The sequence below is a fragment of the Micromonospora sp. D93 genome (assembly GCF_018070365.1).
Classification (GTDB): Bacteria; Actinomycetota; Actinomycetes; order Mycobacteriales; family Micromonosporaceae; genus Micromonospora; species Micromonospora ureilytica.
In genome coordinates this window covers 94304-113939 of the sequence record NZ_JAGPXW010000004.1, presented here as the reverse complement: position 1 = coordinate 113939, position 19636 = coordinate 94304, and the positions used below count along the sequence as shown (strand labels likewise).

At 70.8% G+C, this 19636-nt stretch carries 10 protein-coding genes, 1 tRNA gene and 2 pseudogenes; 6 read left to right on the top strand and 7 right to left on the bottom strand.

Going from position 1 to position 19636, the window contains the following annotated elements:
- Nucleotides 1–128 precede the first annotated feature (128 nt).
- A complete protein-coding gene (locus KBX71_RS06580) occupies nucleotides 129–1079 on the bottom strand; it encodes a helix-turn-helix transcriptional regulator (RefSeq protein WP_210817114.1) in 951 nt (316 codons plus the stop codon).
- Nucleotides 1039–3816, bottom strand: coding sequence for an AAA family ATPase (locus KBX71_RS06575; protein WP_247683072.1), 2778 nt, complete (start codon nucleotides 3814–3816; stop codon nucleotides 1039–1041). Before KBX71_RS06575 ends, KBX71_RS06580 begins: the two co-directional genes overlap by 41 nt.
- A 218-nt stretch (nucleotides 3817–4034) precedes the next feature.
- Here KBX71_RS06575 and KBX71_RS06570 point away from each other — a divergent pair, with 218 nt between their 5' ends.
- A complete protein-coding gene (locus KBX71_RS06570) occupies nucleotides 4035–4988 on the top strand; it encodes an AraC family transcriptional regulator (RefSeq protein WP_210817112.1) in 954 nt (317 codons plus the stop codon).
- A 36-nt stretch (nucleotides 4989–5024) separates the two neighbouring features.
- Here KBX71_RS06570 and KBX71_RS06565 read toward each other — a convergent pair whose 3' ends face one another.
- From KBX71_RS06565 to KBX71_RS06550, 4 genes and pseudogenes are all read right to left on the bottom strand, one after another.
- Complete coding sequence (locus tag KBX71_RS06565) at nucleotides 5025–5825, bottom strand: alpha/beta hydrolase (RefSeq protein ID WP_210817111.1); 801 nt, start codon at nucleotides 5823–5825, stop codon at nucleotides 5025–5027.
- Nucleotides 5822–6832: an alpha/beta fold hydrolase gene (locus tag KBX71_RS06560; RefSeq protein ID WP_374102586.1), complete on the bottom strand. Its 1011-nt coding sequence runs from the start codon at nucleotides 6830–6832 to the stop codon at nucleotides 5822–5824. Before KBX71_RS06560 ends, KBX71_RS06565 begins: the two co-directional genes overlap by 4 nt.
- Nucleotides 6736–7323 (bottom strand): annotated as a pseudogene (locus KBX71_RS06555) (alpha/beta hydrolase); the annotation flags it as partial. The gene KBX71_RS06560 and the pseudogene KBX71_RS06555, both read right to left, overlap by 97 nt.
- A 224-nt stretch (nucleotides 7324–7547) precedes the next feature.
- Nucleotides 7548–8333 carry an MBL fold metallo-hydrolase gene (locus KBX71_RS06550; protein WP_210817108.1) on the bottom strand — a complete coding sequence of 262 codons (786 nt, stop codon included), beginning with the start codon at nucleotides 8331–8333 and terminating at the stop codon, nucleotides 7548–7550.
- 216 nt (nucleotides 8334–8549) lie between these two features.
- Between KBX71_RS06550 and KBX71_RS34525 the strand changes: the two genes are divergently transcribed.
- From KBX71_RS34525 to KBX71_RS06535, 3 genes are all read left to right on the top strand, one after another.
- On the top strand, nucleotides 8550–11318 hold the full coding sequence (locus tag KBX71_RS34525) for an AAA family ATPase (RefSeq protein WP_210817107.1): 2769 nt from the start codon (nucleotides 8550–8552) through the stop codon (nucleotides 11316–11318).
- A gap of 68 nt (nucleotides 11319–11386) precedes the next feature.
- The gene (locus KBX71_RS06540; RefSeq protein WP_307846986.1) at nucleotides 11387–12178 is read left to right on the top strand and encodes an alpha/beta hydrolase; all 792 of its coding nucleotides are present in this window, start codon (nucleotides 11387–11389) and stop codon (nucleotides 12176–12178) included.
- On the top strand, nucleotides 12175–12963 hold the full coding sequence (locus KBX71_RS06535; protein WP_210817106.1) for an SDR family NAD(P)-dependent oxidoreductase: 789 nt from the start codon (nucleotides 12175–12177) through the stop codon (nucleotides 12961–12963). Before KBX71_RS06540 ends, KBX71_RS06535 begins: the two co-directional genes overlap by 4 nt.
- A 678-nt stretch (nucleotides 12964–13641) precedes the next feature.
- Here KBX71_RS06535 and KBX71_RS06530 read toward each other — a convergent pair.
- Nucleotides 13642–13725, bottom strand: a tRNA-Leu gene (locus tag KBX71_RS06530).
- Nucleotides 13726–13957: 232 nt separating this feature from the next.
- Here KBX71_RS06530 and KBX71_RS34750 point away from each other — a divergent pair.
- Together KBX71_RS34750 and KBX71_RS06520 are read left to right on the top strand one after the other, a co-directional pair.
- Nucleotides 13958–14374, top strand: a pseudogene (locus KBX71_RS34750) (tetratricopeptide repeat protein); the annotation flags it as partial.
- Between the two features lie 2631 nt (nucleotides 14375–17005).
- On the top strand, nucleotides 17006–19630 hold the full coding sequence (locus KBX71_RS06520; RefSeq protein WP_307846984.1) for a fibronectin type III domain-containing protein: 2625 nt from the start codon (nucleotides 17006–17008) through the stop codon (nucleotides 19628–19630).
- Nucleotides 19631–19636: the final 6 nt, after the last annotated feature.

The following is a 19636-nucleotide window of genomic DNA, read 5'->3' as shown; positions in this document are numbered from 1 at the left end:
AGTACGCCAGCGCGGGCGGGAGGTTGTTCCATCGCTGCGGAAGCCAAGCAACATCGTAGTCGACGAAGCCTGGACACGCGGCCTTCTGCGCGCTCTGCTCACCGGTGTTGATGATGCTCCCGGCGCCTTTACTGCCGGTCAGTCAAGTGATGGCGGACCCATTCGCTGGGGGTGAGGCCGTAGGCGGCACGGAAGCGTCGAGCAAAGTGCCGGGGGTCGATGAATCCCCAACGGCGGGCCGTGGCTGAAATCAGGGTGTGATGGGCAGCACGGGTCGCCAACTCCCGCCGGGCACCGTCCAAGCGTCGGCTGAGGATTGCCTCCGCAGGGGTCTGGTTCGTGGCCTCGAAGAGGCGGTACAGCTGCCGCCGGGAGATGTTGTGGGCTGCGGCGATCCGGGCTGGGGTGAGGTTCGGGTCGTGCAGCTGCTGTTCGATGTAGGCGAGCAGCACCGTGTACAGCGATTGTTCCCGGGCTCGCCGGCTTGCGGTGTCGTCCGGTGTGACGGCAGCAATAAGGGCACGAACAATATCGGTCATCGCCGAGCCGAGCATGTTCAGCGCGGGCCCGGGCGTCATTTGCTCGGCGATCGTGGGCAGTTGCCGCACGTGGCGCATGGTCAGTTCGTATAGTGGGCTGGTCGGCAGCAGCGGCGCGGCGGCACGGACGATGTCGACCGGGAGACCCAGGTCGGCGTAGTCGATCTGGAACGCGACGGCGGCGTTCGGGCCGGTCCAGAGTGTCTCGTACTCGGCGGTGAGGTCGAGCAGCTGCAGCAGGCTGTCGCCGTTCCAGTTCGGCTGCCGCGTCCAGCAGGTACCACGCACGCTCGACGCCAGCGACAGCCGCTCGGGGGCATCGATGCGTAGGTGCTGAGCCGTCCGTTGCAGGTGCAGGGTGTCGGTGGTCGACGAGCGAAGAAGATTTGCGCCGGCGCCGAGACGCCATTCTTCGATCAGCGTCTGGGCGCCTTGCGCGACGGTGACCCGGACCGGGGAAGTGGCTGTGTTCAGTGCCGCGTGGATGGCCTCGGTCGACTCATGGCACGGCAGCTGACGGGTGTCCATCAGCACGGCCATACCGGCTCCCCCCGGGCGATACGTGATGTGGCTTCACTGTAGTGCTCGGGAGCGTTGCGTCGGAGGACCCCGGGCGCAGGGCAGCGAGTGCCTCGGCGAGCTGCGACCTGCCTCTGATGCCAAGTTTGGGAAAGACCTTATACAGGTGCGAGCTGACGGTCCGGTGCGACAGGAAGAGCCGCTGGCCTATTTGGCGGTTGCTCAGCCCGGCCGCGGCGAGCAGCGCGGTCTGCAGCTCCTGGGCGGTGAGCTGCCCAGGAGCCGGCGGCCGGCCCGCGTTTTCCTCGCCGGCGGCGCGCAGTTCCTCACGGGCCCGCCGGCTCCATACGGTTGCACCGAGCGCGTCGAATCCGTCCCGTGCCGCGCGCAGCGGTATCCGGCATTCGAGGATCCGTTTGCGCCGTCGCAGCCACGCCCCGTAGGCGAGATCGAGGCGGGCGCGGTGTACCGGCCAGTCGGTGAGGTCCATCGCCAGGGCGTACTCGAAGGACGGGCCCGCTTCCTGCTCGGGGGTCAGTACAGCGGTGGCGTATGCGAGGCAGCGGTGCAGCATCGGCGACGGGAATTGGGCAGCACGTTCCCGGACCCGTCCGAGGATCCGCCCGAGTTCACCCTGCCGCCCGGAGCGCACCGCAGCGTCCGCAAGGTCTGGTAACGCCCAGCCCGCCATGTCGCGCTGGTGGGTGGTGTCCGCTGGGTCGAAGAGGCGGAGCAGCATGTCCACTGCCTCGTCGTGGCGGCCTGCGGCGTTCGCGGCCATTCCCCGGGCGTGCTGGGCCGCGGCGGCGGCGTGCCGCACACCGACTGCCAACGGGTCGGCGAGGACCGCGTCGGCCATCTGGAATGCGATGTCGCTGTGGCCGCACAGCGCCTCGTGCATGGCCCGCACGGATCGGGCCGCCACCTGGGACACGTGATCGCCGCCCTGGTCCGCGAGGGCTTCCACCTCGTCGGCGGCGGCGCGGGCTTCCGGCCACCGGCCGAGGCATAGTCGGATCCCTCCGGCGGCGGAGAGGGTGGAGGCGAGTAGCCCCGTCCTGCCCTGCGCGCGATAGCCCGCCGTGGCGGTGTTCAGGAACGACGACGCGTTGACGAAGTCTCCCAGGACCAGGGCGGTGCTTCCCAGGTATCGCATGCCGTCGACATCGGTGCGGTCCGGGATCAGGGTGGCCAGCTCGCGCAGCACCGCGCCGCCGAGGACTTCGGGTTGGGCGTGCGCTCTGACGGCCAGGAAGCGGGGGTCGCCGGCGGGCATTCCGAGTGTGGCGAGCACGGCGATGACCCGGTCACCGATCTGTGCGGGCAGGCTCGCCCACCAGCAGTGCAGAGCTGCCCGCCAGCAGAGCGTGGCGGCGAGGTCGGTGTCTCCGGCGGCGAAGGCCTGCGCGGCGCGTTCGCACAGCAGGTCGATCTGGGCGACGTCGCGAAGGTCGCCGGGCTCCACCACGTCGTTGACCAGTGCCAATCGGCTCTGGTCGGCGACATCGTGGGGCGTCATATTCGCCTTGGCCACCAGATGCCGGGCGGTCCTGCGGTCCTGCGACAGGGCGGCGATCTCCGCGGCCTGCAGCAGTAACGACGATCTCCGTCCCGGGATCTCGGTGAGATCTGCGGCGTGGTTGAGGTGGGCGACGGCGACATCGTGCACTCCGCGTTCCATCGCCCGTCGGGCGGCCGCTTCGATGTCGGTGCTGGTCTGCTCGTCGGGGCCCAGAGTCGCGGCACCGCGGTGCCACGCCTGCCGATCGGGATCCTCGGTCAGCCGGTCGGCAAGGACGGTGTGAATGGCCAGCCGATCGACGTGGCCCACTGTGCCGTAGACCGCTGAGCGCATCAGCGGATGACGGAACCGCAGCCGATGCTCCCTGATCTCCAGCAGGCCGACTTTGATGGCGGGCTCGATGCAGTCAACTGCCACGTCCGATCCGGTCAGCGTTCGCGCCGCCGCCAGCAGGACAGGTAACGCACAGGCCGGGTCGGCGGAGAAGGCGGCGACGAAGGCTTGGGCCGATGCGGGCAACCGGGAAAAGGATCTCGTGAAGCCGGCCACCAGCTGGTCGCTGAGCGGTAGCAGCTCTGGCAGGGTGCCCGGCGGGTGGGCGGCGAGGCAACGGGGCAGCTCGATCAGCGCCAGCGGGTTACCGGCCGCCTCGGTGAGGATGCGCTGTCGCCGGGCGGGCGAGATGTCCGGCGCGTGTTCGATCAGGAGCCGGGCGGCCGCCTCGGCGCTCAGCTCGTACAGATGAAGATGGTTGATTCCGGTACCGGTCAGCACGTCGGCGTGCTCCGCCTGCACCGCCATGATCGCGGCGATCGGCTCGGCGGCCAAGCGGCGGGCGACGAAGACCAGAACGTCCCGCGTTTCCGCGTCGAGCCACTGTGCATCCTCGATGAGGACGAGCAACGGGGTGTCGGCAGCGCGGTCGCTGAGCAGTTCGAGCACGGCGAGACCGACCGTGAACGTGTCTGGGCGGGTGTCCTGCTTGCCGAACGTGCCGTGCAGGGTGCGGTGCAGCCGCGGTGCGAGCGCCTGCGCGTCGAGCAGCGGCATGAGTAGCTGGTGAAGGCCGGCGAAGGGCAATACCGACTCGGCTTCGGCGCCATTGGTCGTCAGCACAAGCATGCCGGCGTCGGTGGCGCTGCGGTGAACGGCGTCGAGGATCGCGGTCTTTCCGATGCCGGCATCGCCGCGCAGGACGATAGCCCTGCCGCGTCTGTCACGGGCGGCCTGCAGCATCTGTTCCAGAGCGGCCAACTCGGCATCCCGGCCGTACAGGTTGTGCCGCATAAGGCCAACACCCTTTCCCCAATCGAACGGCCCCACCTGCAGAAACTGTAGGAGAGCACGCTTCGCGGCCGATGGGGCTGAGAATGCAGGAGCGGGGCTGAGGGTGCACAACGCTCTGGGCAAGTCCGGCGTCGGCCCCTACTCTGGGCCGGACCAAGGAGGACCGGATGCCGGTGGTGCTGCTGGACACCGCGCTGTTGCCGCTGCGGCAGCGGGTGGAGGCCGTGCACGCCGCACTTGTCTCCCCGGTCGCGCCGGCGGCCGTCTCGGTGCCGTCGCCAGCTCTGGCGCGGATTTCCCACTGGTCGCTGGGGCCGGGCGCGGACCTGCTGCATCATGTGTCCACCGGGCATCGGCTCACCCGGACCTCCAAGCATCTGCAGTCGGACAACCCGGAGCGGGTCTCGCTGGGTCTGCCGCGCAGCGGCGCGTCCCAGATCCGCCACCGGGATCTCGTGGGCGGGGACCGGGTCGGTGAGCTTCAGCTGGTCGACCTCACGTCGCCCTACGACTTCTGGGTCGAGGAGCTGTCCAGCGTCCAGGCTGTCATCGTGGACTACACCCAGTTGGGTATCCCCATCGATGCGGCCCGCAGCGCGATCCCGCGCCTGGAGTCCAGTCCGCTGTACGAGTTGGTGCGCCGCCACCTGTTCGAACTTCCCGGCGTCCTCGACGAACTGGGCCCGGTACCGGCGGCGATGCTCAGCTCCTCCACCGTGGAGTTGGTGCGTGCTCTTGTCGCCTCAGCCTCGGCCACCGAGGGACCGTGGCTGCGCGACCTGATGGACGGCACCCTGTTCACCCGGTTGACCGCCTACATCCGCCAGAACCTGCGGGCACCGGATCTCGGGGCGGTCCGGCTCGCCGCCGCGCACGGGGTGTCGGTCCGTACGGTCTACGCGACGTTCGCGAAGGAGGGCGAGCAGCTCTCGGAGTGGGTGATGCGCCTTCGGCTGCACGGCGCCCACCAAGAACTCGCCGAGTCTCCTGAGGTGACGGTGGCGGCGGTCGCGCGGTCATGGGCTTTCGCCGACCCGCGGCACTTCGCCCGGCGTTTCCGGGATGAGTACGGGATGAGCCCGGTGGAGTGGCAGCGCGCAGCGTCCGCGACCCACCGGTGACGGGAGCCGGCCAGACCGGCCGGCTCCCACGTGCCGCTAACGCGCGTGGCGCAGGGCCCAGTCGAGGGCGAAGTCGGCGATCTGCTCCCAGCCCTCCTGGGCCGGAAGCAGATGCGCGAAACCGTCGTAGGTGACCTGCTCGGTAACTGCGTTCGACTTGTAGTGCTTGGCGTTGGACTGCTGAACGGCCGGCGGCATGAGGTGGTCCTCACCGCCGGAGATGAACAGCAGCGGCGCGCGGTCGTCGTTGTGGTAGTTGACCCAGGTGTCCTGGTGTCCGGGCTGGAAGTTGGCCAGCACGCTGCCCCAGAGGATCCCGCCGTTGGCGGGCACGTGGTAGCGGTCGTACAGATGCTGCGCTGCCTCATCGGTGAACGTGTTGACGAATGCGTACTTCCACTCCGCCAGGCTCAATCCCACCGACTTGTGCCGGTTGGCCGGCGACCTCAGCACCGGGAACGTCGACTTCACCTGCGACAGCGGCACGACCTTGACGCCCTCGGTCGGTGCCGAGTTCATCGCGACGCCGGCCGCGCCGTACCCGTGATCCAGCAGAATCTGGGTGAACGCCCCGCCCGCGGAATGGCCCATGATGATCGGCGGCCGGGGCAGCGCCTTTATTTCCGTCTCAAGCTTCTCGATGATCGCCGGAACCGTCACGGCCGTAACGATGTCCGGGTCGGCATTGAGCGCCTCGACCTCGACCTCGAATCCGGGGTAGGCGGGAGCGAGGACCCGGTAACCCTTCCGCTCGTAGTGGGCGATCCAGTTCTCCCAACTGCGCGGCGTGACCCAGAAACCGTGGACCAGAACGATGGTGTCGGGAGTCTCGCTCATGCGCCGTACCCCCTGAGGAACGCCACCAGGTCGTTGCCGAGCTGCTCCTTGTGGGTATCGGTGATGCCGTGCGGAGCGCCCGGGTAGACGATCAGCTCGGCACCCTTGACCAGCGCGGCCGAGGCCTTGCCGCCGACCTCGAATGGGACGATCTGATCGTCGTCGCCGTGGATGACCAGAGTCGGCACGTCGAACGTGGCGAGGTCGTCGCGGAAATCGGTGGCGGAGAATGCGGCGATGCTCTCGTAGGCGTTGCGATGCCCCGCGGCCATCGACTGCAGCCAGAACGCGTCGCGGATACCCTGGGAGACCGTCGCGCCAGCCCGGTTGTTGCCGAAGAACGGCCCGTCGGCGAGATCCTTGTACAGCTGCGAGCGGTCCGCCGCGGAGCCGGCGCGGATGCCGTCGAACACCTCGATCGGAACCCCGTTCGGATTGTCGTCGCGACGCACCATCAGCGGTGGCACCGCCGAGACCAGAACCGCCTGCGCGACGCGGGCGGTGCCGTGACGCCCGATGTAACGGGTGATCTCGCCACCACCGGTCGAGAAACCAACCAGCGTCACCTCACGAAGATCAAGAGCCTCGATCAACGCCGAAAGATCATCCGCGTACGTGTCCATCTCGTTGCCGTGCCACGTCTGCGTCGACTTCCCGTGGCCGCGCCGGTCGTGCGCGATCACCCGGTACCCGTTCTCGGCCAGGAAGAGTTGCTGCGCCTCCCAACTGTCCGAGTTCAGCGGCCAGCCGTGGCTGAGTACGACGGGACGTCCGGCGCCCCAGTCCTTGTAGTAGATCTCAGTGCCGTCGGTGATGGTCACAAAGCTCATCGGGCTGCCTTCCCGATCAGATCGGCGGTGATGCGGGGCTGGGAGATCATGGCGACGTGTGACGCCCTCACCTCGATGGTGTGCGCGCCGGCCCGCTGAGCCATGAACCGCTGCGCCGCGGCCGGGATCAGGTTGTCGTTCCTGGCGACCAGGTAGTACGACGGGATCACCTTCCAGGCCGGCTCACCGGAGTGCTCCTGCAGGGTGGCGATGTCGCCTGGCCGCTGGGTCGCCCACATGACGTCGGTGGTGGCGGATGGCAGGTCACCGGCGAAGATCGTGCGGAACACGTCCCTCTTCACGTAGCCGTCAACACCGCCGCCCCACGGGCGGAAGTCGATCGAGGTGGTTGGGTCCAGCAGCGAACCGTCGAACATTCCGGTCAGGCCACCGACCGAGTCGTCCAAGGCGGGCGCAAACGCGGCGATGTAGACCAGCGCCTTCACGTTCGGGTTGCCGGTTGCCGCGTTGGTGATCACCACACCGCCGTAGGAGTGGCCGGCCAGCACAATCGGGCCGGTCAGCGTAGCGAGGAAGCTCCGCAGGTACGCGGCATCGGAGGCGACACCGCGCAGCGGGTTCGCCGGCGCCAGCACGGTGTACCCCTCACGGGTCAGCCGGGTGATCACCTCAGACCAGCCGGTGGCGTCGGCGAAGGCGCCGTGCACGAGCACGATCGTGGGTTTCGAGCGGTGCGACGTTCCGGCGGCTGCCGGGGCGCCGGTGACCGCCGCCAGAGCGCCCGAGGCGGCAAGGGCCGCCGATCCGGCGAGCAGGGTACGGCGAGTGGTGGAAGCCACGGGAAGTTCCCTTCGTCAAGTGACCTGTGCTGCATCAGGCTGCGGGAACACGACGGCCCTGGGCATCGGTAAGTTGACGGTCCGCAGTACTGCTAGGTCGATGGTCCTGGTCGTAGTGGCAGCCAGTGCAGTCGTTCGCCGAGCCCGTGAGGTGCGCCCGCGAACGCCCGTTCCACCTGGTCACGGCCCTCGCTGAAGTGCTCCCAGCCTTCGTAGTGGACCGGGATGATCGTGCGCGGTCGCAGAGTGGTGCACAGCTTGACTGCCGCATCGGCGGTCAGGCTGTAGCGCAGCGGCCCGGTGATCGGGAACCGGACGGCGCCCAGGTGAAGAAGAACGGTGTCGACGGTCAGCCGGCGGGCCACGGTGCGGAGGCCGCGGAAGAACACGGTGTCGCCGGTGATCCAGAAAACGCCGTGTTCCTGGCCGGGCCAGCGCAACGCGAAACCCACGACCGCGCCGGCGATCGGGCGGCTCAGCGGTGGCCCATGCCGGCATGGGGTCGCGGTGACCGTCACCGTCGGCAGGCCAGGAGCTTCAAGCTCGGTCACTTCCCACGGACGCATGCCCCGTGCAGAGCCGCCCAGACGATTGGCTCCGGCCCTGGTGGTGATGATGATCGGCACCTGTTCGAGCAGTACGCGACCGCGATCGTCAAGGTTGTCGGCGTGGTGGTCGTGGGTGAGCAGGACAGCGTCCACCGGCCCGAGCTGGTCGGCTTCGATGGCCGGCCCGGTGCGTTTGCGCGAGGCGGTACCCCAGCCGAACGAGTAGCGACGGCCGGGTGCGTCGAAGGTCGGATCAGTAAGGATGCGCCAGCCTGCGACCTCAATGAGTACGGTGGGACCGCCGATGTGGGTGACTCGAATGTCTTTCACGGAGCCCGCCTTTTCCTGCGCAGATAGCGGCTTTTGCGAACACTGTCGCAGGCTTGCACAGCTGCACTGCGGAACGAATCCGTATCTTGACGGTCAATGAGACGGCCAGTCGCCGTCCCTGAAGTTCGGGCCGAACTCGGCGAGGCGCTCCGGTGTCGGCTCCTTGGTTAGGTCTGTCACGTGGACAGCGGGGTGCGGTCACGGTTAGCTCACTGTGTGAGCGCTCCCACCTCTCGCCAGCTCATCGGGCGGGACGACGAAATGCGGGTTCTGGCCGGGCACCTTGACGGGGTCGACGTTCAGGGGCGCGCGATCGGCCTGATCGGTGAGCCGGGCGTCGGCAAGAGCGCGTTACTCGCCGAGGTCGTGGAACAGGCCCGGGCGCGCGGGTTCACGGTACTCAGCGCACGGGGCAGCCAGTCCGAGACGCATCTGCCGTTCGCCAGCCTCCACCAGGTGCTGAGGCCCCTGCTGACCGGGGCCGACCGGTTACCGGCCCAGCAGCGCGACGCCCTGCTCGCCTGCTTCGCCATGGGGAACTCCAGCGAGGTGAACCCGTTCTTCGCATTTCTGGCGGTGCTGGAGCTGCTCGTCGACCTGGCCCGGCGGACCCCGGTGCTCGTGGGGCTCGACGACCTGCTCTGGATGGATCAGCCGTCCATCGACGCGCTCGCATTCGTCGCCCGGCGGATCGGCAGTGAGCGGATCATTGTGCTGGGTGCGTCGCGGCCCGGGCCGCTGCCGTTCGCCGATGCGCATGCGGTCGAGTGGATGGAGCTGGACGGGATCGACGACGCAGCGGCGGCCGCGCTGCTGGACGAGCGGGCGCCGCGGTTGCCGGAGGTGGCCCGGGAGCGGGTGCTGCGGCAGGCCCGTGGGAACCCGCTCGCCCTGGTCGAGTTCGCCGGTGCGCTGGAATCGGGGCGGCACGCGTGGGCCGAGCTCGACGACGATCTGCCCATGACGACACGGCTCGAGCGGGCGTTCGCGGCGCGGGCTGAGCACCTCGGGGCAGCCGCGGGGGCGGTGCTGACCATCGCCGCCGTGGACGACGGTGACGACCTGCACGACGTGCTCGCGGCTGCGGGGATGCTGCACGGGGCGCCGCTGGACCGGATGGCTGCGCAGCCGGCGCTGGAGCACGGACTGCTGATCGTGGTCGGCGAGCGGTACCGGATCGGTCATCCGCTGGTCGCATCCGCGCTGCGGCAGGCGATGTCGCCGGACACGCGGCGCCGGGCGCACGAGGCGCTCGCCCAGGTGCTGGCGGCGCATCCGGACCGGGCGGTGTGGCATCGGGCCTCGGCGGTGTCCGGCCGGGACGAGGACATCGCGGCCGCGCTGGAGCAGGCGGCCGGCAACGCCCAGCGACGCGGGGCGATCGCCTCGGCGGTGGCGTGGCTGGAGCGGGCGGCGGCGCTGAGCCCGGACCCGCAGGACCAGGCCGGCCGGCTGCTCGGGGCGGCGGAGCTCGGGTTTCAGCTGGGCCGGTTCAGCCAGGTGGAGCAGATCAAGACGCAGGTCGCGGGGATGCCGTTGCGGGCGCGGGACCGGTCGCGGCTGATCTGGCTCGAAGGAGTCTTCCACGACGGCTCGACGGGGGAACCCTCCGAGGTGCGGCACCTCGTCGACCTCGCCGGTCAGGCCGTCGACGGTGACATCGAGCTGGCGGTGCAGCTGCTGGTCGGCGCCGCCCGGCGGGTGTGGTGGCGCGACCCGGGTGAGGGGCTGCGGCACGAGATCGTGCAGGCCACCCAGCACCTGGGCTTGCCGGACGGCGACCCGCGACGGCTGGCGATCTTCGCCCTGGCCGAAACGCACGAGCAGGGGCCGGCGGTCATCGAGCAGCTGGCCCGGTGGCCCGCCGACGCCGGTGGGCGGCCCGACCTGGCCGGGCTGCTGGGCATCGCCGCGTTCTGCACCGGCGACTTCGGCCGGGCGGTCGCGTTCCTGTCCACGCCGGTGCAGGAGCTACGGGCGCAGGGCCGGATGAGTCTGCTCGCCGAGGCACTGGCGATCCGGGCGTGGGCCGAGATCTACCTCGGCACCTTCGACGCGGCGAGCTCGGCCGACGAGGCCATGCGGCTCGCCGACGAGACCGGCCAGTCGCTGTGGGCCGCGACCGCGCGCATCGCCGTGGCCCTGATCGACGGGGTCGGGCACGGCTGGGACACCCGGCACGACCTGCTGGCCGAGGCCGAGTTCGTGGCGCGGCGCACCCCGAACGCGGCGTCGTCGCTGCTGGCCGGCGTGCAGCTGGCCCGAGGGGTCGCCGAGCTGGGCGCCGACCGGCCCGACCCCGCGTTCCGGGAGCTGCACCGCGTCTTCGAGCCCACCGACCCGGCCTTCCAACGCCAGCAGCAGGTGTGGGCGCTGAGTCACCTGGCCGACGCCGCCGTCCACACCGACCGGCACGCTGAGGGCCGCGACGCGCTGGCCGCCATGGAGCGGCTCGCGGGCGCCTCACCTGCGACGGGGTCGATCATCGCGCTGGAGTATTCACGCGCGGTCCTGGCCGATCCGGTCGCGGCCGAGCCTCTGTTCAAAGCGGCCATCGACGGCGCGAGCCGGACGCTGCCCTGGCACCGCGCCCGGGCCGAGCTGGCCTTCGGCTCGTGGCTGCGCCGGCAGCGCCGGGTCGTCGAGTCTCGCGACCCACTCCGTGCGGCCCGGGCCGTCTTCGAGTCCGTCGGTGCCCGTGCCTGGGCGCAGCGGGCCGACCGAGAGCTGCGGGCGACGGGTGAGCGCGGCTGGCAGCCGGCGGCCAACCCGCGGGACCGCCTATCGCCGCAGGAGACCCAGATCGCCGAACTGGCCGCGCAGGGCCTGTCCAACCGCGAGATCGGCCAGCGCCTGTTCCTGTCGCACCGCACGGTCAGCTCGCACCTGTACCGCATGTTCCCCAAACTCGGCATCGCCGCCCGCGGCCAGCTCGCCGAGGCGCTGTCGAGCCACGTGCAGTCACCTGACGCTACTCAAGACTGAAGCCCGCCGCCCCAGTGTCGCCTACGGTCATCGCGACTGCCTGTGCTCGTAACGAGTGGAGAACAACCGTGACCACCCCCGTGCTTTTCATCCATGGCCTCTGGCTACACGCCTCGTCCTGGAACCCGTGGACCGACCTGTTCCGCGCCAACGGCTATGACCCGCAGGCTCCCGGCTGGCCCGGCGACGGCGAGACCGTCGAGGCATCCCGAGCGAACCCCGAGGCGATCGGCGATCACGGTATCGACGATGTCGTGGCGCACTTCGCCGCCATCATCGAGCAGCTGCCGTCGGCCCCGATCCTGATCGGGCACTCGTTCGGCGGCATGATCGCCCAGAAGCTGCTGGGTCAGGACCGCGCCCGGGCAGCCATCGCCATCGACGCCGCGCAGATCAAGGGTGTGCTGCCGGTACCGCTGTCAGCGCTGCGGGCGACGCTGCCGGTCTTCAAGAACCCGGCCAACGCGCACCGGGCCGTGTCGCTGACCCCGGAACAGTTCCGCTTCGCCTTCGCCAACACGGTGTCGGAGCAGGAGTCCGACGAGTTGCACGCGCGCTGGACGATCCCGGCGCCGGGTAAGCCCCTCTTCGAGGCGGCCACCGCGAACTTCAACCCGCACTCCCCGGCCAAGGTCGCTACCGAGAACCAGAACCGGGGCCCGCTCCTGCTCATCGCCAGCGGCAAGGACCACACCGTCCCAGAGTCGGTGACCCGCTCGACTCTGAAGCAGTACCGCCACTCCGCGGCCGTCACCGACATCCTGACCTTCCCGGAGAAGGCCCACTCGCTGACCATCGACTCCGGCTGGCGCGAGGTCGCCGACACGTGCCTGACCTGGCTGAAGGAACATTCCCTGTGAACCTGGGTCTGACCGGCCGCCGAGCCGTGGTCACCGGCGCCAGCAAGGGCATCGGCCTGGCCGTGACCCGCGCGCTGTTGCAGGAGGGCGCCCGCGTCGCGGCGGGCGCCCGGCATGCCTCGGCCGAACTCACCGCCACTGTCGAGGAGGCCGATGCCCTCGTTGTCCTCGCCGACCTGACCACCACGGCCGGCTGCGCCGAGCTCGTGGACGCGGCCGTGACCCGCTTCGGCGGCGTCGACCTCCTCGTCAACAACGTCGGCGCCGTCCACCCACGCACCGACGGCTTCCTTTCGGTCACCGACGAGGACTGGCAACAGGCGCTCGAGGCCAACCTGTTCTCGGCCGTCCGAGCCACCCGGGCGGCGTTGCCCCACCTGCTGGCCGGCGCCCCGTCGGCCATCGTGACCGTCTGCTCGGTGAACGCGACCCTGCCCGACCCCGGCGTCATCGACTACAGCGCGGCCAAGGCGGCGCTGCGCAGCTTCTGCAAGTCGCTGTCGAAGGAACTCGGCCCGTCACACGTCCGAGTCAACACGGTGAGCCCGGGACCGGTCGAGACCGAGCTCTGGCTGGGCCCAGGCGGCGTGGCCGACACTCTCGCCCGGGCCGGCGGCGTCGACCCAGCGGCCGTGCGGGCAGCCGCCGTTGCCGGCACCGCGACGGGCCGCTTCACCCGCACCGACGAGGTCGCGCAGGTGGTGCTGCTGCTCGCCGCCGAGACCGCGGGCAACATTACCGGCACGGACATCATCATCGACGGCGGCCTGGTCAGCACCATCTGAAAACGTCCGGCGATGCGTGTCCGACCAGCTGGCCGAACACGCATCGCTGGATCGTCCGTTCGATCGATCATGAGCACGTCTACGGAAGTGGCGCCCGGTCGACCCACCCGGCGGAGCGGATTCGCCTTCAAGGGGGCGCGATGGAGGCGTAGGACTGACGTGCCGGGGGCCTGTTGTTACGGTCGCATCGAAATCGCTCGGTCAACGGCAGCAGAAAGAGGCGTGCGCCGACACCTGGACCAAGGACGTGGTCGACGAGGGGGCATGGGTGAGGGCACGGACGCCGCGTCGGCTCAGGACCCCGTTGTCGGCTCCACCTGAAAACCGGCTATCGCTGCCGCCATGGATACACGAGCACCCGCACCAGAACCTCCACCCAGCCGAAGATCCTCTACATCCGGGAAGACCACCTGCTCGACCGCATCCGACACGATCGCGGGCTACACCGTCGCCATCCCGCACTGCGCAGCCCTGACCCGGAAAGCTGGCCGCCTACTTACGCACCAACAACATGATCATTGTGTGTGACCACCACGCGTGGACTATCGAAGCCGAGACCGCGATCTACCCGCTCACCCCGGCGGGGAGCTTCCTCGCCACGACAGCAAAGATCCCCGTCCAACGGGACGGGGATCGCTCGAAACGCGAAGAGAAATCACGCTTCGTGGGGAGATAATGTGTCCGAGGGGGGACTTGAACCCCCACACCCTATACGGGTACTAGCACCTCAAGCTAGCGCGTCTGCCATTCCGCCACCCGGACCTACACGTTCAGCCTACCTCGCCGACCAAATGATCTCTCGATCCGGTGGTCGGCACGGCGGGCCGCACGGGGAGTTACTGTACACGCCGCTCGTGGATCATGCACATCGCCTTTCGGCGCCTCTCTCCCGGCGCTTGCGCCGCTGCTCAGGCCGCCGCAAACGGCCGCCCCGACACACCGTCGGAGCGTGTCCGGGTAGCGTCCGGCGGCCATCTGACGGCAGCATTGCCACGTGTCCCATCCCTCCCCCTTGGCAGCCGCCCAGCACCGAGCCCTCGCCCTGCGCGCCGCGGGCGACCTCAGCGCCGCCCGGCAACTGCTCGCGGAGGCCGTCGAATCCGCTCCCCCGCCGTACGGTGCCGACCATCCCGAGGTGCTGCACACCGCGCATCTGCTGGCGCGGCTGCACCGGGAGGGGGACGACCCGCTCGCCGCCCGCCGGGTGTTGGAGGAGGCGTTCGCGGCGGGCGAGCGGCGCTGGGAGCATTCAGACCCACTGATGCTCGCGCTCGCCTTCGAGCTCGCCGAAGTGGCGGAGGAGTTGGGCAACCGGCACGAGGCCCGCCGCAACTACACCCGGGTCGCCACCGCCGGGCCCGCCGTGCTCGGTGAGAACCACCCGGCGGTACGCGCAGCCCGCGACTACCTCGGCCCACCCACGTCGACGCCGGGCGAGCAGCACCCCGCGCCGACGACCGGTCCGGCCCCGGTCACCGAGCCGGGTGCCCGGTCGGCGCTGTCCGGCCCGACCCTGTCGCTGGCGACCCTCGCCGCGATGCGGCCCTCCGCCGGTGGCCCGCCGCCCGCCGTCTCACCCTGGGCGCCGCCGCAACCGCCGGCCACACCCCAACCAACCCCTCCAGCGGTACGCACACCAGCCACACCCACGTCACCCGGCAGTGCCACCGCGGCACCGGTTCCCGCCCCTCGGGCGACGCCCGTTCAGCCGGCAGCTACCTCGATCGCGCCGGCGCAGCAGGGCCCGTCGACGGCCGCACCCAGACCTGTGACGCCGCCGCCCCCGCGCGCCGACGCGCCACCGCTGGCAAACGCGATGCCACCCCGTCAACGCGCCGGCGAGCAACCACCCGGACCAACGCGCCCGGGCCTCGACCAGCTGCAGCCCGAGCCCGCGACGCCGCCCGGCCAGCGCCCCGACGGGCAACCGTCCGGGCCGTCCCGGCCAGCGGTCGGCCCGATGCCCCGGCCGAGCGCCGAGGGTCCGCAGACAACGACGGCCGCGCACCCGACGCCGCGGCCGAGGGCTGAGGGTCCGCCGACAACGACGGCCGCGCAGCAGCCACCACGCCGTCCGCCGTCCGGGCCAGCCGTGGCACCACGTCAGCGGGTGGGCGACCAGGCCACCCCGCCGGTGGTCGACATGCCACCCCAGCCGTCGACTCCAACCGCCTCGGCCCCGACCGCCCCGCCGGCAGCACCGGCGCTGCCGGCACCTCGCTGGGACGACCCCACGATCCGGGTACGGCAGATCGAGCCGCTGCTCGCCGAAGAGGCCGCCCGAGCCGCCGCCCGGCCAACCGCCCCGAACAAATCGCACAAGGTGTCCGGCGTTGAGCCGACATCACCGGGCAGGCCCTCCCCGACCGTCGACCACCCAGGGCCGGCGTACCCGATGAGCGGACCACCGGCCCAGCCCATCAGCGCACCGCCGGTGACCCCGCATCCGATTTCCGCGCCCCCCAGCCAGCCGTACCCGGTCTCCGGACCACCGGCCCAGCCATACCCGGTGTCCGCACCACCCGGCTACGGCCAATCCGTCTCCGCACCACCCGGGCACAGCTACCCGGTGTCCGCACCACCCGGCTACGGCCAACCTGTCTCCGCACCACCCGGGCACACCTACCCGGTTTCCGCACCGCCCGACTTCGGGTCGCCCGTCTCAGCGCCGCCCTACGGACCACCCGTCTCCGCGCCTCCGGTGAGCGCACCGCCCGTACCGCCCTGGGGATTGACCGCGCCCCCCTGGAGCAGCAGTGCCCCACCGCAGCCCCTGGCCACTCCGGGTGCCGACCCCACCGCCCAGACCACGACGCCTACGCAGACCACGATGCCCACGCAGACCGCGACTCCTACGCAGGACCTGACCGCTACGGGCACAACGGCCGCTGGGCAGACCACGATGGACGCGGGCGGCGGTGCGGACGGTGACTCCGGGCTGGGCATCCTCGACGCCCCGGTGGCGCCGACCCGGCAGGGCCGTGACGCGCTGTCCGACCAGACCGAGGTGTTCCGGCCCGTGCCGTCGCATGTCGGCCCGGCCGGGGTTGAGGCGAGTCCGGGCTGGCCCACCGCCGCCCAGCCCGCCCCCACCGCAGCGCAGGCAAACCCCACCGCCGCGCAGGCATACCCGAACATCGCTCAGGCGAGCCCCGTCGCCGGGCAGCCCAACCCCGTTGCGCAGCCGGCCTGGTCACCAGGGGTCGGCACCGACCCGGCACCGCCAGCGGTCCAGCAGTACCACCACCAGCCGCCCCAGGCGCCGTACCCGACCCAGGACCAGCACCAGGCGCCGTACCCGGGTCAGCAGTACCACCCGGCGCCGGACGCGCACCGGCCGGCGTACGCCGATGACGGTGGGTCGACGGGCCGCAACCGGGCGGCGCTGATCGGCGCGGTCGTAGCGGCCGGGGTTGCCGTCGTGGCGGTGGCGGGCCTGGGCGCTGTGGTGCTGACCCGCGACGACCCGCCGCCGACCGGGACCGTGCCGACGGCCGCGGCGCCGGCGCCGACGGCGGCCGGGCCCGCGCCGGGCGACCTGAGGCTGCGCGACGATTCGACCACGATCACGTTGACCTGGACGGACCCGACCGGCGGTGCGGTGCCGTTCATGGTCGCCGCCGGCCGGGCCGGGCAGGCTCTGGGAGTGATGGCCACCGTGGACCCGGGCCGGACCAGCTACACGGTCAACGGGTTGAACTCCCGAGTGGATCACTGTTTCACCGTGTTGGCGGTCTACTCCACTGACAGCTTCGCGACTTCGGGACAGGTCTGCACCGCGCGCGAGCGCAACGCCACGCCGAGCGGGGCCCCTTCGGGCCGACCGTCGCCGCGCTGAGTCACGCGGAAACCTCGCCGGAACCACGCCGAGTCGAGCAGACAGCGGGCTGAGCTGGACGTCCACAACGCACACGCTCGGTATCCACAGGGGTGACACTGCGGGTTCCCCCGCCATCACCAGCGCCATATGATGGCACCCGGCTCAGGGGAGGGGTCGCCGCGAGGCGCGCCACCTGCCACGACTCAGGGGAGGCAGCCGGCTGTGGCCAGCATCGACGACGCCGTACGGACCGAGGCCCCCCGCTCCCGGTCCCGGCTGCGCGGCGGGCTGGTGACCGTGGGCACGGTGGCCGCGCTGCTGGCCGCCATGGGGCTTACTGTCCTCGGGTTGGGCGCGGCGGACAACGCGGTGGCCAACTACGACGCGAGTTCCTGGTTGTGGAGCGCGGCGCGCAGTGAGCTGGCCCGGGTCAACGGGGTCACCGCCCGGGTGGACACTCGCACCGAGATCCCCGGTGCCCGGCAGCATCCGATGCAGATCACCCAGACCGACAGGTTGCTGATCCTGCGTGACCTGCAGACCGGGCAGGTCAGCTCCCTGGACCTGGCCACCCTCCAGCTCAGCGCGACCACTCGGACCACCCCTGGCCTAGGTGTGAGTGTCGCCCTGCACGAGGACGCGGCGTTCGTCGTCGACGCCGTGCAGGGCATCGTCCGGCAGCTCGACCCGCGATCGCTGACCCCGGTCGGTGAGCCGGTGCGCTATCCGCCGGGCATCACCGGCGGCACCTTCGACGGTAAGGGTCGACTCTGGATCGCGGTGCCCAGCGAGGGCACCGTCTCGGCGATCACCGCCGCCAAGCTGCCGTCGGCGCCGGCGTCGGCCGCGCCGGCGGGCGCCGGGCTCAGCCCGCAGCGCGTCGAGTCGTACGACGTCGCCGACGCCAGCCACGAGCTGGTGGTCTCCACCCTGGACGACGGGGTGGCGGTGCTCGACCGCACGGCCGGGAAGCTGGTGCGGGTGCAGCACGGCGAGGTTCACCGGACGCCGCTGACGCTGTCCGGCCCGGCGGCGCTGCCCGCGCGCACCAGCGGCCCACGGGTGCCGGTCACGGTGACCGCCGAGCGGCGGGTGCTGCTGGTGGGTGACGGTGGGCAGGAGGACGCGTTCACCGTGCCGGGTGAGGGGGACCGGCTCAGCCCGGCGGTGGCCTGGGCGAACCGGTTCTACTGCGCCGACGAGGCCACCGGCACCATCTACTCCTTCGACGCGGCCGGTCAGCTGGTCGAGACCATTCGTGGGCGGGCGAACGGGCCGCTGGAGTTGGAGGTCCGGGAGAATCACCTGTTCATCAACTCCCCCGACTCGGCGACCGCCCGGGTGGTGGACGACAAGCACCAGGTGCGCGAGGTCAACAAGTACGCCAACGACGTGCTCGGTGGTGACCCGCCGCCGGTTCCCCCGCCGCCGCCTCCGCCGAAGAAGCCGCGGGTGGGCAAGCCGAGCGCGCCGCGCAGTGTCACCGCCGCGGCGGGCAACGCCCAGGCGCGGGTGAGCTGGCGGCCGGCCGCCGCCAACGGCGCCGAGATCATCAAGTACGTGGTGGAGGGCGCCGACCAACGCCTGGAGGTGGGCGCCAACCAGCGTGCGGTGGAGGTCAAGGGTCTGACCAACGGCGAGACGTACCGGTTCGCTGTGCACGCCGTCAACGCCAAGGGCGACGGTCCGTCGCGCAACAGCAACCCGGTGACGCCGACCGCCGCGGTGCCCGACCCGCCGGTGAGCGTCACCGCGCAGGAACGGCCCGACGGCACGGTCCTCGTCAAGTGGCCGGCGGCGAACGGGCAGGGCAACACCATCGCGAGGTACGCGGTGACGGCCAGCTCGGCGGGGACGAACGCGCCGGCCGGCGAGTCGACCAGGACGGAGCTGGTGGTGCCCTCCGGTGAGCTGGAGTTCGGCACCCAGTACGCGTTCACAGTCGTGGCGGTCAACAGCAAGGGCGCCGGGTCGGCGGCGTCCCCGGTCAGCAACACGGTGGTGCCCTTCGCGGCGCCCGGTCGGCCGCTCGACCTGCGCGCCGGCACGGTCGCCAACCAGCCGGGTGCGGTGACTGTGCAGTGGGCGCCGGCCGAGGCCAACGGTCGGCCGGTGACGAAGTACCTGGTGGACGTCGGCGGGCGGGTCAGCGAGGCGACGGACACCCGCACGACAGTCACCGGGCTGGGCAACGGCCAGAACGTCACGGTGAAGGTGAAGGCGGTCAACGAGGCGGGGCCGGGCCCGGAGGCCACCGCCACCGCCCGGACGGTGGCCGAGCCACGGGTCACGGTGACCGGCTCGTCGTCGACGGCCACCGGGGCGACTGTCACGTTCACAGTGGACGCCGGCGGCGGTCAGGCCACCTGCGCGCTGACCACGGCGGGCGAGCCGGCGAAGGCCGGGGCGTGCTCCAGCATCACGATGACGGGCCTCACGCCGGGCACCAACTACACGTTCACGGTGACGGCCACCAACGCCGCCGGTAAGGGCACCGCGAAGAAGGCCCAGGCCACCCAGCCGCTGTACGGGATCGCGACCTGCAACAACGGGCCGGACGGCGACCAGCGCACGTACTGCGACAGGGAAGTCGACGGCCGTAACGGCAACGAGGTCTTCAAGGTCACCCGGCAGGACAACGACCAGCAGGCCGGCTGGGCGAAGCCGGGCAGGCGGCTCAAGGCTTACTGCAAGAAGTCGGGCGAGAACGTCGACTCGTGGATCTACAACAACCAGAAGCAGAGCAACTGGTGGGTGCAGGTCGAGTTCAGCGGGAAGAACTACATCCCGTGGGCCTGGCTCAACCTGGAGGGCGGCGACACCATCAACGTCCTGCCCACCTGCTGAGGACAC